The organism is Enorma phocaeensis, assembly GCF_016901575.1.
Taxonomy (GTDB): Bacteria; Actinomycetota; Coriobacteriia; order Coriobacteriales; family Coriobacteriaceae; genus Limicola; species Limicola phocaeensis_A.
The window spans coordinates 50,958-66,262 of the sequence record NZ_JACJKQ010000011.1; the positions used below are offsets into that span (position 1 = coordinate 50,958).

Annotated in this window: 10 protein-coding genes; 7 read left to right on the forward strand and 3 right to left on the reverse strand. The window is 65.5% G+C overall.

Features of this window, described 5'->3' with window-relative positions:
* Positions 1-874 precede the first annotated feature (874 nt).
* On the reverse strand, positions 875-3,694 hold the full coding sequence (gene ppk1, locus H6A15_RS07005) for a polyphosphate kinase 1 (protein ID WP_204673039.1): 2,820 nt from the start codon (positions 3,692-3,694) through the stop codon (positions 875-877).
* Between the two features lie 617 nt (positions 3,695-4,311).
* On the opposite strand from ppk1, the gene arcA reads away from it, so the two are divergent.
* The 6 genes from arcA to H6A15_RS07035 all read left to right on the forward strand — a co-directional run bounded on the left by arcA (position 4,312) and on the right by H6A15_RS07035 (position 12,317).
* Positions 4,312-5,553: an arginine deiminase gene (gene arcA, locus H6A15_RS07010; protein WP_204673040.1), complete on the forward strand. Its 1,242-nt coding sequence runs from the start codon at positions 4,312-4,314 to the stop codon at positions 5,551-5,553.
* Between the two features lie 299 nt (positions 5,554-5,852).
* Positions 5,853-6,848 (forward strand): ornithine carbamoyltransferase, encoded by a 996-nt coding sequence (gene argF / locus H6A15_RS07015; RefSeq protein WP_204673041.1) that lies wholly within the window; start codon positions 5,853-5,855, stop codon positions 6,846-6,848.
* 131 nt (positions 6,849-6,979) lie between these two features.
* A complete protein-coding gene (locus H6A15_RS07020) occupies positions 6,980-8,554 on the forward strand; it encodes a YfcC family protein (RefSeq protein ID WP_204673042.1) in 1,575 nt (524 codons plus the stop codon).
* A gap of 252 nt (positions 8,555-8,806) precedes the next feature.
* Positions 8,807-9,022, forward strand: coding sequence for a hypothetical protein (locus H6A15_RS07025; protein WP_204673043.1), 216 nt, complete (start codon positions 8,807-8,809; stop codon positions 9,020-9,022).
* A gap of 66 nt (positions 9,023-9,088) precedes the next feature.
* Positions 9,089-10,213, forward strand: coding sequence for an aminotransferase (locus H6A15_RS07030; protein ID WP_204673044.1), 1,125 nt, complete (start codon positions 9,089-9,091; stop codon positions 10,211-10,213).
* 622 nt (positions 10,214-10,835) lie between these two features.
* Positions 10,836-12,317 (forward strand): DUF1846 domain-containing protein, encoded by a 1,482-nt coding sequence (locus tag H6A15_RS07035; RefSeq protein ID WP_204673045.1) that lies wholly within the window; start codon positions 10,836-10,838, stop codon positions 12,315-12,317.
* Between the two features lie 163 nt (positions 12,318-12,480).
* On the opposite strand, the gene H6A15_RS07040 is transcribed toward H6A15_RS07035, so the two are convergent.
* Together H6A15_RS07040 and H6A15_RS07045 are read right to left on the reverse strand one after the other, a co-directional pair.
* A complete protein-coding gene (locus H6A15_RS07040; RefSeq protein WP_204673046.1) occupies positions 12,481-13,791 on the reverse strand; it encodes an ATP-binding protein in 1,311 nt (436 codons plus the stop codon).
* Positions 13,792-14,121: 330 nt separating this feature from the next.
* On the reverse strand, positions 14,122-14,391 hold the full coding sequence (locus H6A15_RS07045) for a type II toxin-antitoxin system RelB/DinJ family antitoxin (protein WP_204673047.1): 270 nt from the start codon (positions 14,389-14,391) through the stop codon (positions 14,122-14,124).
* A gap of 73 nt (positions 14,392-14,464) precedes the next feature.
* On the opposite strand from H6A15_RS07045, the gene H6A15_RS07050 reads away from it, so the two are divergent.
* Complete coding sequence (locus tag H6A15_RS07050) at positions 14,465-15,112, forward strand: hypothetical protein (protein WP_204673048.1); 648 nt, start codon at positions 14,465-14,467, stop codon at positions 15,110-15,112.
* Positions 15,113-15,305: the final 193 nt, after the last annotated feature.

Below are 15,305 nucleotides of genomic sequence, written 5' to 3' on the forward strand. Positions count from 1 at the left end.
CCCGTTTATCGAGGTTTAGCGGCCATTCTGCATAAGAAGTTGCTTTCAAGCGTCCATTCTGCAAAAGAAGTTTTGTGCCCACCCTCCTCCGTGCCCAGCCTCTTTGGTCTCCGGCCTCGATGCCTGCCTTGTCGAGGAGGGAGACAGCTGTCGGGAGTCACCATCGACCGTACCTGCCATGTCGTAGATGTCTCTCAGCTGCCTCCCGGCGGCTCAAGCGTTTCTCGTATCGGCAAGTTCTCCAAGTGCGTCTAAGGAGATCCGGGGTACTTCAAAGCACTGAAAAGTGGTCACAGGTTTTCCGAGTAAGGCTTGCCGGGTCGATCGATTGATGCATTCGGGAATCTTTATCACCTTCCAGAGAACGAGAGAGAAGCGAGACGGCTAGCAGCCGAATCCCTCATTACAAGTGTTGATGACGCGTCGGGGAGGCGGACCCGTTTGAGCCAGTGGCGCACCTGGAGCGCGAGCGCACTTGGTCAATATGGTCGTGCTCTGGGTAAGGAGGCCGCGGGACATGGGGGCTATGATCAATCCATCAGATCTCTGGGCAAAAAGGATGTCCGACATGGAGCGCCGTGGTCAATCCGTCGGCACTCTGGGTACAGCGGTCTTGCGGATTGACCAGGAGGCCGCACGGTCTGCGTGGCACCTGCCCAGGCTGGTGAAGATTTGACCAAGAGGGCGTGAATAGGCGTGGCGAGGGCGTGAGTGGGCGAGTCGGGGGTGTGTGAGGCAGGGCGGCGGGGGCCATGCATGAACACAAGAACGGGCCGGATGCCTTTTGGAGCATCCGGCCCGCTGGGGTGTGGTGTGGGGTATTCCCGTCGTCCTTAGGTCGTGACGCCCACGACGACGACCGCGGGTTGCCCGGTTACCTGGCCTGGCCGTCGGACTTGCCGCGGATGAGCGTCTTCAGGCCGAGGCCGATGAGCGCGAGCCCCGTGCGCACGCGGCCGGGCTGTCGCTTTGCGAGCGCCTTGTTCGAGCGGGGCTTGCGCTCGCGGGCGGTCTTGGGGGCCTTCGTCCGGGAGGGCGCAGGCTCGGCAGAAGGCTCAGGCTCGGGCTCGATGATGGTGGCGCGCAGGGGAATCTCAGCTGTGGCCTGCGCGGAGGCGGAGGTGCCGGAGACGGGCTGGCTGGCAGGTTTCGGGGAGCTGGCCGCAGCGTGGGCGGCCGAGGCGCCTGCCGCGGAGGGAGTAGCCGAAACATCGGCCTGGGAGCTGGCGGCTGGCTGGGCGGCGGGGGAGCCGGCTGCAGGTGCGGCAGGCGCGGCGGCCTCAGCGGGTGCGGCCGCGGGCACGGCGGCCTTGGGGGCCTCGGTGACGGCGGCCTGTGCAACCGGCTCGCCCGCTGCAGACACGGGCGCAGACGCGGCGCTCGTAGCGGCACCCGCCCCAGCCACCGCCGCGGCCTCGGCACCAGCGGCAACCTCCGCCTCGTGCTCGCGCGTCTCCTCTTCGGCGGTGCGCAGGGTCTCGGCCGCGGCCTCGCGCTCGCGTTCGCCCACGGCGACCTTCGCGCGATGGTCCTTGCGCGCCTCGTCGGCATGGGCGGCGCGCGCATATGCCTGCGCCAGCAGGAACTCCTGCGAGTTGAACGGCTTCTCGTCCTCGGAGCGCTCGATGACCTCCCACTCGCCCGTGCTCGACAGCTCGCGCGCCTTCACGTTGTCATCGAGCTGAGCCTGCACGTACCCGCGCACAAGCTCGCGACATGCCGGGTCGAGCACCGGATAGGCGATCTCGACGCGGTGCTCGGTGTTGCGCGTCATCATGTCGGCAGACGACAGATAGATGATGTCGGCGTCAACGCCAAAGCTGTACACGCGCGCATGCTCCAGGAAGCGGCCCACGATGGAGCGGATGTGCACGTTCTCGGTCTTGCCGGGAATGCCGGGCAGGAGGCACGAGATGCCGCGGATGATCATCTCCACGCGCACGCCGGCCTGCGACGCCTCCACGATCTTGTCGATGATCTCGCGGTCGGTGAGCGAGTTCATCTTGAAGAACACGCGCGCCGGCTCGCCGGCAAGCGCCCGCTCGATCTCGCGGTTCAGGCCGTTCATGACCATGGGCTTGAGCCCCGCGGGCGCCACGCCCAGGTAGCGGTAGTGGCCGCGCAGGTTGCCCAGCGCGAGGTTGCGGAAGAACGAGTTGGCGTCCTCGCCGATGCCGGGATGCGCCGTCATGAGCATGAAGTCCGAGTACAGGCGCGCGGTCTTCTCGTTGAAGTTGCCGGTGCCCAGAAGGGTGATGCGCGTGAGCGCCATGCCGTGGCGGTAGGTGATCTGGCAGATCTTGGAGTGGCACTTGAAGCCCTCGGAGCCATAGATCACCGTGCAGCCGGCCTCCTCGAGGCGCTCGGCCCACTCGATGTTGTTCTGCTCGTCGAAGCGGGCGCGCAGCTCCATGAGGACGGTGACCTCTTTGCCGTTCTCGGCGGCGTCGATGAGCGCCTCGCACAGGCGGCTCTGCTTGGCCACGCGGTAGAGCGTGATGCGCATGGAGATGCAGGCGTCGTCAAAGGCGGCCTCGTGCATGAGGTCGAGCAGCGTGTTCATGGACTCATACGGGTAGAACAGCAGCTTGTCGCCCTCGATCACCTGGTCGACGATGCGGCGGCCAGGCTCGAACATGGGGCTCGGCTGGGGGCGGAACGGCCTGAACAGCAGCTCAGAGCGCGATGCTTCGGGCAGGTGGCTCTCGAGCCCGTAGACGTAGCCCAGGTCGAGCGGGATGTCGCGAACCATGACGGCGCGGCTCGTCAGGTCGAGCGACTTGCGGATGGTCTTGATGGTGGAGGGATCGAGCGTGCCGCTCACGTTGAGGCACACCGGCTGCAGGCGCAGGCGCTTCTTCAGGATGCGCTTCATGTGCAGGCGGTAGTCCTCTTCCTCCTCCACGCCCTCGCCGTCCGGGTCGATGTCGGCGTTGCGGATGACGCGGATCACGGCGCGGTCGAGCGGGGTGTAGGAGCCAAAGCAGCTGGAGAGACAGGTGAGAATGATGTCCTCGAGCAGGATGTAGCGGTACTCGCCGGGGGCGCTGGGGATCTCGACGACGCGGTTCATGGACGAGGGGATCTCGATGAGGCCGAGCAGGCGGCCCTCGTCGACGCTGTCAAGGCCGCAGGCCAGGTACAGCGCGCCGTTGCGCAGGTTGGGGAAGGGGTGGCGCGGGTCGATGACGAGCGGCGAGATGATGGGGGAGACGTAGGACTGGAAGTAGCGCTCCACGAAGGTGCGCTCGTCGCCCACGAGGTTCTCGGGCCCCACGCGATGCACGCCCCAGGACGCCAGGCTCGACTCGATGGAGTGGAAGATGCCGGTGGCGCGGTCCATGAGCGGCGGCAGCGTCTCGAAGACGCGGTCGATCTGCTCGGAGGGGGTCATGTTGCTCTTGTTGTCCACGGGCTGGCGCTTGAGCGTGGCGAGGTCCGACAGCCCGCCGATGCGGATCATGAAGAACTCGTCCAGGTTGGACTCGAAGATCGCCACAAACTTGATGCGCTCGAACAGCGGCACGGTCTCGTCAAAGGCCTCCTCGAGCACGCGGTTGTCAAACCGGAGCCAGCTGAGCTCGCGGTTCTGGGTGTAGGAGAAGTCGTAGCGCTCTGACCGCGGGATCTCGGTCACGCCCTTACGCTTCTTGTCTGCTTTGTCCTTGGCTTTCTTGTCGGGCTTCGGTGACATGGTCTCCTCGTCTCACGCGGATGGTGCCGCGACGTCGTGAACGGTGTGATGCCCCGTGCGGGGTCATCTATATATAAAAGTATAGCCCTCCCTTTATACGGCGTTCGGGGCGCGACGGCGCGGACGCCGGCAAAGCTTTATGAAAGCCTTACGTGCGCCGCCCCGCCCGGGCGCGTCGCGCGGGCGCGACCATATATACCTACGGCTGGGCGAACGGTCCAAAAATGCCCGCGGACGGTAGGAAAAGGGGGCCAATTGAATATTTTCCTAAAATTTCTGAATCAGAACGGCGGGGAATAACGCGCTGGCAAAGACTTGCATTGCTTCATAATTCAAGAAATAGTATGCAGAACTGAGATTAAAATATGCGAAAAGAAACAGCATAGACTGAGTGTTAATAATAAGTTTTCGCACGTAAATCTACTTTATCCGGGGATAGCGCCTCATGGGCATTTGTTACGTGATATACCGTTCCCCTTCACTTTTATACCGTTCAGGGGGAAGTGAGACAAAGTGGTTAGAAATGGATATATCTATAGGCGTCGGTACGAACCGCCCTGACGGAAGGGCGAAACCAATCGGGTCTCTCGGGACCCCGACAGAAAGGTAGGAGGACGATGACTAAAGGCTTGCATGTGACAAGCGAGATCGGCAACCTCAAAAAGGTCTGCCTGCATCGCCCGGGCGAGGAACTGCTGAACCTCCCCCCCGACGAGCTTGAGCGTCTGCTCTTCGACGACGTTCCGTTCCTGGAGGTCGCCCAGCAGGAGCACGACACCTTCGCGCAGATCCTGCGCGACCAGGGTGTCGAGGTGCTGTACCTCGAGCAGCTCATGGCCGAGGCCCTCGACGCCGTTCCCGGCGCCCGCGAGGAGTTCCTCGACCAGTGGCTCGCCGAGGCGGGCATTAAGGGCAAGATCGCCCCTGCCGCCATCCGCGAGAGGCTGGACTCCATCACCGATAACCTCGAGTTCGTGAAGAAGACCATGGCCGGCATCACCAAGGCCGAGATTGACCTGCCGCTGACCAGCTCCGTCACGCTCGATTCCCTGGTGAACACCGAGTCCGAGAGCGACCTGCTCGTCGACCCGATGCCCAACCTCTACTTCACCCGCGACCCGTTCGCGGTCGTCGGCACCGGCGTGAACCTGAACCGCATGTACTCCGTGACGCGCAACCGCGAGACCATCTACGGCAAGTACATCTTCAAGTATCACCCCGACTACAAGGACGTGTCGCTGTACTACCGCCGCGACAGCACCTTCCACACCGAGGGCGGCGACGTGCTCAACATCAACGAGCACACCATCGCCGTGGGCATCTCCCAGCGCACCCAGGCTGCCGCCATCGACGTCATGGCCCAGAACATGTTCTGGAACTCCGACTCCAAGATCGACACCATCCTGGCGTTCGACATCCCGGTGTCTCGCGCGTTCATGCACCTCGACACCGTGTTCACCCAGATCGACGTCGACAAGTTCACCATCCATCCGGCCATCATGGGCACGCTGACCGTCTACAAGCTCACCCCGGGCTCCAACCCCGGCGAGGTCGAGATCGTGGAGATCAACGACACCCTCGAGCACATCCTGGCCAAGGCCCTCGGCATCGATGCCGTGAAGCTGATCCCCTGCGGCGGCGGCGACCCGATCGCGGCTGCGCGCGAGCAGTGGAACGACGGCTCCAACACCCTGGCCGTCGCCCCGGGCAAGATCTGCGTCTACCAGCGCAACACGGTCACCAACGACGTCCTCTACAAGGAGGGCATGGAGCTGCTCGTCGTTCCGTCGGCAGAGCTCTCCCGCGGCCGTGGCGGCCCGCGCTGCATGAGCATGCCCTTCTGGCGCGAGGACCTCTAGTATTCATCCGTCCGGGAACCCCGCCTCTCCCTTTGTGCGGCGGGCGAGGCCGCGCCGGTCGTCGCCCGCCCCGCCCCAGGCGGCCGGGGGCTCCTGGAAGACCGGGAGGCTTGTCTGCCTCCCGGGCACCGAACCTGGTTTTTGGCCCTCTAGGTTTCGCCGGCATGCCCGGATGACCTAGAACTCGTGAAGCAATGCTTCCATTTGATTCCAGACGGCGGGAGCGACTCCGCTTCCGCCATACTGGACGTTTGGGCGCCAGCCCATATCGCACGGATTTTGATTCGAAAGGAACCAACATGGGTGTCAACCTCTCCGGCCGTAGCTTCCTGCGCCTGCTCGACTTCTCCACCGAGGAGATCGAGTACCTGCTCAAGCTCTCCCGCAACTTCAAGGACCTGAAGCGCACGGGCACCCCGCACCGCTATCTCGAGGGCAAGAACATCGTCCTGCTGTTCCAGAAGACCTCCACGCGCACCCGCTGCGCCTTCGAGGTCGGCGCCATGGACCTCGGCATGGGGGTGACCTACCTCGATCCGGGCAGCTCGCAGATGGGCAAGAAGGAGTCCATCGAGGACACCGCCCGCGTGCTCGGCCGCATGTATGACGGCATCGAGTTCCGCGGCTTCGCCCAGGAGGACGTCGAGGAGCTCGCCGCCAAGTCCGGCGTGCCGGTGTGGAACGGCCTCACCGACCTGTGGCATCCCACCCAGATGCTCGCCGACATCCTGACCGTCCAGGAGAACTTCAACTACGACATCAAGGGCAAGACCCTCGTGTTCATGGGCGACGCCAAGAACAACGTGGCCCGCTCCCTCATGGTCGTGTGCGCCAAGCTCGGCATGAACTTCGTGGCCTGCGGCCCCGAGGAGTGCATGCCCGCCTCCGACGTCATCGAGGCCTGCAAGCCCATCGCCGAGGCCAACGGCTGCACCATCACCCTCACCACCGACCCCAAGGCCGCCTGCACCGGCGCCCACGTCATCTACACCGACGTGTGGGTCTCCATGGGCGAGCCCGACGAGGTCTGGACCGAGCGCATCAACCAGCTCGAGGCCTACCGCGTCACCCAGGAGCTCATGGACCTGGCCGATCCCTCCGCGATCTTCCTGCACTGCCTGCCCAGCTTCCATGACACCAACACCACCATCGGCGCCGACATCGCCAAGAAGTTCGGCGTCACCGAGATGGAGGTCACCGACGAGGTCTTCGAGGGCCCGCAGTCCAAGGTCTTCGACGAGGCCGAGAACCGCATGCACACCATCAAGGCCGTCATGTACGCGACCCTGAAGTAACCGTCTTGGCAGTTTCGGGCCTGCCGGCCTACCACCGGCGGGCCCGTCATGCGCGTGCCACCCCTCGGAGATTTGCACGGCACGGCGGGGGAGTGGCGCGGCTCACCTTTGACAAGAAAGGAGGATGAGAAATGGCTGCTGCTGAGAAGAAAAAGCGCGGAATGCTTTCTTCGTTCACCATTCTTCTTATCCTGCTAGCGATCGTTGCGATCATCACCGTCATCGTCGCCGGGTTCTCGCCCGACGTCACCGCCGCGAAGGCGAGCGACTTCTTCACCGCCCCGGTGAAGGGCTTTGCAGACGCTCTGCCCGTGTGCCTGTTCGTCATGATCCTGGGTGGCTTCCTGGGCATGATGACCGAGACCGGCGCGCTGGACAACGGCATCGCCGTGCTCGTCCAGAAGCTCAAGGGCAAAGAGATTTGGATCGTGCCTGTGCTCATGGGCATCTTCTCCCTCGGTGGCACCACCTACGGTATGTGCGAGGAGACGGTGCCGTTCTACGCGCTGCTCACCGCCACCATGATGGCCGCCGGCTTTGACCCGCTCGTCGGCGCCGCCACCGTTCTTCTGGGCGCTGGCTGCGGCTGCCTGGGCTCCACGGTGAACCCGTTCGCCGTCGGCGCCGCCGTAGACTCGCTGCGCGGCGTGGGCATCGAGGCCAACCAGACCATCATCATCGGCCTCGGCGCCGTGCTGTGGATCGTCACCACCGTCATCTCGATCCTCTTCGTCATGCGCTATGCCAAGAAGGTCAAGGCCGACAAGGGTTCCACCTTCCTGTCGATGCAGGAGCTCAAGAACGCCGAGGAGGCCCACGGCGCGGCTGCAGCCGAGGCTTCCAAGCAGGTCATCCTCACCGGCCGCCAGAAGGGCGTCCTGGTCATCTTCGCCTTCACCTTCGTCGTCATGATCGCCGGCTTCATTCCCATCGGCGACCTGAACGCAGACGTCGCCGGCTTCTTCGATGCCGGCGCTCAGTATGAGACCGTCGAGACCCCCGTCACCTCCGACGACCTCGTCGCCGCCTACGACGACGCCAACGGCTCCACCACCGTCATGGACGGCACCGTGGACGGCGTCTCCACCTCTGAGGTCCAGACCGCCCAGGGTTGGTCCGCCTTCATCACCGGCCTGCCCATCGGCCAGTGGTACTTCGACGAGGCTTCCACCTGGTTCTTCGTCATGGCCATCATCATCGGCATCGTCGGCGGCCTGTCAGAGAAGCAGATCGTGAACACCTTCATCACCGGCGCCGCCGACATGATGAGCGTCGTGTTGATCATCGCCCTGTCGCGCGGCATTTCGGTCCTCATGGCCTCCACCGGCCTCGACCAGTACGTGCTCAACGCCGCGGCCAACGCCCTCGCCGGCGTCTCCGGCGTGCTGTTCGCCCCGCTGGCCTGGCTCATCTACTTCGGCCTCAGCTTCCTCATCCCCTCGACCTCCGGCATGGCCACGGTCTCCATGCCCATCATGGGCCCGCTGGCCGCCCAGCTCGGCTTCTCGCCCGAGGTCATGGTGATGATCTTCTCGAGCGCCATCGGTGTCGTGAACCTCTTCACACCCACCTCCGGCGCCATCATGGGCGGCCTGGCGCTCGCCCGCATCGAGTGGACCACCTGGCTGAAGTTCGCCATGAAGCTCATCGTGGTGCTCTCGGTGGTGTCCATGGTGATCGTCACCATCGCCCTTATGGTGGTCTAGGGGCATCTGCCCCCGGGTGCTTCGGGCCCGCGCCCTCAGGCGCTGAGACGCGCCCGTCTCTTTGGCCCTGATGCGCCCGCTTGCCGTATCGTCTAGCCGGGGCCGGCGGCCGGCCCGTCCGGACCCGGTGAGACCCTACCTTTCTGCCCCCTCCCGTTCCGTGCGCGGGAGGGGGCGAATCTGTATCGAGGGACGTCTTCGGGGAGGCGTCCCGCAGGGCGGTCGGCCGCGCGCCGGGGTGGGCCCGCGACCGTGGCGGGCGCGGTACAGGCGAGCCGCTTCCCTTGGGTGGGCGCCGTGCGCGCGAGCCGCTTCCGTCGGGTGGGCGCCGTGCGCGCGGGGTCGTCGCAGGGAGAAGGGTGTGGTCGTCGCGTGGAGGCGGGCGCGCGGGCCGACCTGTTCCAGCCGGTCGGGCATCGTGCATGCCAGAAGGTCTTCGAGAGGGTCTTCACGGGTGGCCTGGGATGAGACTTGCCGCGCAGCCCAAGATGAGATTCACCCGTCTGGCCCCGGCGAGGTGTAGAAGGAGGAACCGTGGATATTGCGACGATAGGTGTCGAGGACTGGCTGAACGTCCACGAGCGCGATGCGGTGTGGGACATCGCCCAGTCGACCATCGCCTCGCTCACCATGGACGAGCTGCGCTCGCTCGACGGCGCCGACGGGGCGACGCTCGACGAGATGGTCGCCCATGCGAAGATGAACTACGGCTGGATCGAAGGCTCGCCCGAGTTCAAGGCGGAGGTCCAGAAGCTCTATCGCCGCGAGATCGACCCGCGGCACATCCTGCAGACAAACGGCTGCACGGGCGCGAACCTCAACGCGCTGCTCGCCGTCGTGCGCCCGGGCGACCACGTCATCGCCGAGTGGCCCACCTACGCGCCGCTCTACGAGATCCCCCGCGCGCTCGGCGCCCAGGTCGACCTCTGGCAGATCCGCGAGGAGCAAGGCTGGATGCCCGACATCGCCGAACTCGAGGGCCTCGTGCGCCCCACCACGCGGCTCATCTGCATCAACAACGCCTCGAACCCGGTGGGCGCGGTGCTCGACGCCGACATGCTCGGCCGCATCGCCGAGGTCGCGGCGAGTGTGGGCGCCTACGTGCTGAGCGACGAGGTGTATCTGCCGCTCGAAGGCACCGATCGGTTCCTCTCGATGGCAGACGTCTACGACCGCGCCATCGTGACGAACTCGGTGTCGAAGACCTATTCGCTGCCCGCCGCGCGCACGGGCTGGGTGATCGCCGACGAGGCGGTGTCGGGCGCCATCCGGACCATGCGCGACTACACGATGATCAGCGCCGGCGTGGTGAACGACGCGCTCGCCACCTACGTGCTCGCCCATCGCGAGCAGGTCTTGGAGCGCAACCGCGCCATCGTGCTGGGTAACCGTGCGATCGCGCAGGAGTGGATCGATGCGCAGCCTCGCGTGAGCTGGGTGGCTCCCCGCGGCGTCTCGACGTCATACATCCGGCTCGATATTCCCGAGGACGACGAGTCGTTTTGCCTGCGCCTGCTCGAGGAGCGCGGCGTGCTGCTGGTCCCGGGGAGCCGCTTCGAGCTGCCCTGCGGGGCGAGACTTGGCTACTGCGCGCAGCGCGAGGTCCTGCGCCGGGGCCTGGAGCTGCTCGGCGAGGCCTTGTCCGAGTTCGACCGCTGAGGCGCCAGGGGGCCTGCTGACGGAGTTGGGCCGCGGAGGGCGTGCTGGCAAGGGCGCGTCCGCCGACAGACGCCCCGCTGCCGATGTCTCGTCACCGAGGCCCTGTGGACGACCTCGCCGGCGATGCCCCGATAGCTGGGCCCCTTCGACGCGAGGTGTCGGAGGTAGGGCGCTGCCAGCGGCGGCCTGATGGGGCGAGAGACGGTCGGGGTGTCGCGCGCAGGCCCGTCGGCTCGTCATTTCGCCCACGAAAACGCCTCGCAGACAGATAAGCATGCAACTTTTTACGTTTTTCGGCAAATAACGTAAAAAGTTGCATGTTTTCATGTGCGAGGGCTGCCCGTGGGAAGGATACGGGAGTTTGCGCCGGGGAAGACGGCCCATGTGAGGCATGCGGGAGTTTACGCCGGGAAGGGCCCCGCCAGCCCGAGCGCCCTGGACCAACGTGGATTCGGCCGCCGAAGGGCACCGCCAGCGCGAGCGCCCCGACAGGCACGGCCCCTGCTGCGGAAGAATCGGTGGGGTTCGCGCGTGCGCCCATGCGCCGCGGTGCGCTCGACTATACTTGACGGGTTCAGCAGACACGTGCGGCCGCCGCGCCGCCGGAGAGGAGCTTTGCCCCATGCACAAGGGATTCAGTAACGAGAAGTACATCGAGCTGCAGGCGGCGCGCATCAAAGAGCGCATCGCGCAGTTCGGCGGCAAGCTCTACCTGGAGTTCGGCGGAAAGCTCTTCGACGACTACCACGCAAGCCGCGTGCTGCCCGGCTTCGAGCCCGACAGCAAGTTCCGCATGCTCAAGAGCCTCGCGGACGACATCGAGGTCATCATCGCCATCAACGCGAACGACATCGAGAAGAACAAGGCCCGCGGAGACCTGGGCATCACCTACGACGAGGACGTGCTGCGCCTGGCGGACATCTACCGCACCAACGGCATCGCCGTGGCGGCCGTGGTGCTCACCCAGTATTCCGGCCAGCCCGCCGCCGACCTCTTCCGCCGTCGCCTCGCAGACCTGGGCATCACCTGCAAGCTGCACTATCCCATCGAGGGCTACCCGCACGACATCGACCTCATCGTCTCGGAGGAGGGCTACGGCCGAAACGAGTTCGTCGAGACCACGCGCCCGCTCGTGGTGGTCACGGCCCCCGGCCCCGGCTCGGGCAAGCTCGCCACGTGCCTGTCGCAGCTCTATCACGAGCATCGCCTGGGGGTGGACGCCGGCTACGCCAAGTTCGAGACCTTCCCGGTGTGGAACCTGCCGCTCAAGCACCCGGTGAACATCGCCTACGAGGCCGCCACGGTCGATCTGGACGACTCCAACATCATCGACCCCTTCCATCTGGAGGCCTATGGCAAGACCACGGTGAACTACAACCGCGACGTCGAGGCCTTCCCGGTGGTGCGCGCCCTTATGGAGAAGATCGCGGGCGAGAGCCCCTACCAGAGCCCGACCGACATGGGCGTGAACATGGTGGGCTTCGCCATCACCGACGACGACGCCTGCGCGGAGGCCGCACGCATGGAGATCGTGCGCCGCTACTTCACCGCCGCCGTGAACGTGAAGCGCACCGGTGCGGGCCAGGACCACGTCGACAAGCTCAAGCTCATCATGAAGAAGGCGGGCGTCACCAAGGATTTCTCGCCGGCGCGCTCGGCCGCCCTTCTCAAGGAGGAGACCACCGGCTCCCCCGTGGGGGCGATGGTGCTGCCCGACGGCTCGGTGGTGACGGGCAAGACCTCCGATCGCCTCGGTGCGGCGAGCTCGCTGCTCATGAACGCGCTCAAGAGCGTGACGGGGGTGGACATGGAGCTCGAGGTGATCAGCAACGAGGCCATCGAGCCCATCAGCCGCCTGAAGACCCAGCAGCTGGGCAGCCGCAACCCGCGCCTGCATCCCGACGAGACGCTTATCGCGCTCTCCATCACCTCGGCGACGAGCGAGGTGGCGGCGCGCGTGCTGGCCGGCCTGCCGAAGCTGCGCGGCTGCGACGCCTTCTTCTCGGTCATCATCTCTTCGACCGACGAGGCGCTGCTCAAGAAGCTGGGCATCAACGTGTGCTGCGAGCCGAAGTTCGAGCGCAGCGGCTACTACCACAAGTAGCGCGGCGACAGGCTGGCAGGGAAGCGCCGGGGCAGACGGACGCCTCGGCATGCAAGAGCCAACGACAACGTGACGGGCAGGGGAGCGTCCGGTCTTCGCGGCGCGCCCCTGCCCGTTTTGCTGCGGGGGGCGATCGCTGCGGGCGCCTGCCCCGCAGCGGCCCCTACGCCGTAAGCGCTGCCAGAGGCACTACGTAGATGTCGTCCTCCACGCGCCGTGCGTAGTGGGACACCCCTGTGACGACTGCCATGAACTCGGGCGGACGGATTCGGGCGGAGGGGTTGGAGCAGACGCGCTCCCGCAGGCGCCGGAGGCTCGCCACGCCCTGCCCTGTGCGCGCCTCGCTCACCTTGAACTCGAAGGCGGCCCACCGTCCGTCGGATAGCTCGACCACAGCGTCGGCCTCAAGGCCTGAGTCGTCGCGATAGTAACGCACCGGCACGTCTGCGGCGCTGTCGAGCGCGTCGGCATAGACCATCAGGTCACGCATACACATAGCCTCGAACACCATCCCAAACGTCTGCCAGTCGTCGAGCAGGGCCGAAGGCGACATTCCCAGCGCGGCCACGGCAAGGGATGGATCGGCCAGGTAGCGCTTAGGTTTGGTGCGCACGCGACCGGCCGCTCGCGCCGGAGGCTGCCAGCCGGGCACCTCCTCGAGCAGGTACATGCTCTTGAGCAGCGCAAGGTAGGATACGAGCGTGTTCTCAGAGACCATGCCCGCTGCCGAGGCGTCGCTCATGTCTGCAATGAGGGTCTTGTAGGTGGCAGACTGCCCGAGGTTGCGAGCAAGCGAAAAGAGCAGGCGTTCCGCTACGTCTCCGCTCTTGCCCTGCTTGGGGATGCTCTCACGGCGCAGCAGCCGCAGGTATTCTCGAGCGATGAGTTGGGCGTCCTCGGCGGAAAGGTCGACGGCTTCCGGCCAGCCCCCTCGACAGGCGAGGTCAACGAGTTTCGTCGCGCTTGTCTCAACTTGGGAAGGTGCGAACTCGCCGCGGAAGAGCCCAGAGAGGGATACGGCACGCGTGGAATCTCCCGATTCAGAGAGGGTCATCGGACGCATCCTCACCTGGCCGATCCTGCCCGCGCCGCTGTGGCTGGGCTGCTCGTCCGGACTTTTCGCATCCCTTGGGAGAGGGGTCGAAGAGCCCGTGAGTATCCATGCGCCTCTGAGGCCACGCACGCGATCGGCCTCGTGCCGTACAACATCCCATATTGCCGGCACGCGTTGCCACTCGTCGATGACGTGTGGTCGCTCGCCAATAAGCATCGCCGAAGGGTCATCCCGTGCAAGGGCAAGCGAGGTATCCACGTAGCTTACGCTTTGGGCGTGCTCAAGCGCAGTCCATGTTTTGCCGCACCACTTGGTCCCTGCGATTTCGACGGCGCCGAACACGCGAAGGAACCGCTCGACTTTTGCGTCCACTATGCGAGGGATGTAGCCCTCGGGCCTGATGTCCTTCGTTGACGTCATGATGCCCCTCTATCGCTGGTCTTCCTGTGGCAAGGGTTCTGTCCCTCTGGGGATTCCCCCAAATACTTATTGATGATTTTACGACAAAAGTATTGAGGATTTTCCGCCACTTTCATTGTGGATTTTTCAATCGGGGGGCTTGGCGCCAGGATAATCGGTCTACACCCCTCGAAGCCTGCTACCACAGGTGAGTTGCGGCTCCTATATGTCATCCAAACGCCGATTTTCGGCTGTGAGCGACATATAGGAGCCGCAACTATTCAAAGGGGCCGCAATTCCAGGAAGAGGGCGGCTTCAAGGCCGAAGAGAAGTCGGCGGTGAGCCTGGCCATCAGGCCGTCGCCGACTCTATCAGGTCGTGACCGTTCGCAAATCGTCCGCTCTGGCCGGACGCAAGGAAGGTGTCCCCCTCAGCGATTGCGGCGAGGCTCTCCTCGTTGGGCCCCTCCGGGGAAAACGTGAGCGGGATGCGCCGAGTGTTGACCATCTGCTTGTAGAACGCGCGGGTCACGGACGAGAGATCGAGCCCGTAGTAATCTGCGACCTCCGCGCCGCCCGCCGCCGTCTCACGCCGAAAAAACTTCCCAAAATCCCCGCCCAAGTCTTCGCACGAGCGAAGGAATGCCCCGGTGCGGCTCTGGTAAGCTATCGATGTATGTGAATGGGGGTGCCACATGGAGTTCATCTCGGCCGCGGAGGCGGCGCGCCGCTGGCACGTGACGCCGCGCGCCGTGCAGCTCATGTGCGCCCAGGGCCGCGTCTCGGGGGCCGAGCGCGTGGGCCGCGCCTGGCGCGTGCCGGAGGGCGCCGTCAAGCCCGCCGACCTGCGGCGCTCCCGCAACGATGCGGCCCCCGGGGACGAGAGGCCCCCGGTCCCCCGGCGCCGGCAGGGGTCGTGCGACACCCTCATGCCCCTCATGAACGCGCCCTTTGCCCCCGGCCATGCCCGCGAGTACGCCGAGTCGCTTCCCGAGGGTCCGCGCCGCGACGTGGCGCTGGCGGAGCTCGCCTACTTCACCGGCGACGCCGCGCAGGCGGCCGCCCTCGCGCGTCCGCTCCTTGCGAGCGAGGACGCGGGTGCGCGCCTCTCTGCCTGCCTCATCTGCGCGTACGCGAGCCTTGCCCTCGACCGCATCAACGACGCCCGCTCCGCCCTCGCGCGCGCCCGCGCCGGCATCGAGAAACCCATCGGGGGGTCTCCCCTGAGGCGGCCGCCGCGGCGTCCTTCGTGGCGCGCACGGCGAGCGTGCTTCTGCACATCCTCGAGCCCGAGGGCCTGCCGCCCGCAGGCGAGGCGCTGCCCCTCCTGCCGCCGGGCCTGAGGCTCTTCGCCTGCTACGTGCAGGCGCACCGCCTCTATCTGGAGGGCGAGCACCAGACGAGCCTGGGCATGGTGCTGGGTGTTATTGCTAATCTGAGTTTCACCGTTTAGACCAACGGGTCGCGCCGAATCCGCCAACGCATCCCCGCCGATCTCGCCAACGTATTTTCACCGTTTCCGCCAACGGGCGTACG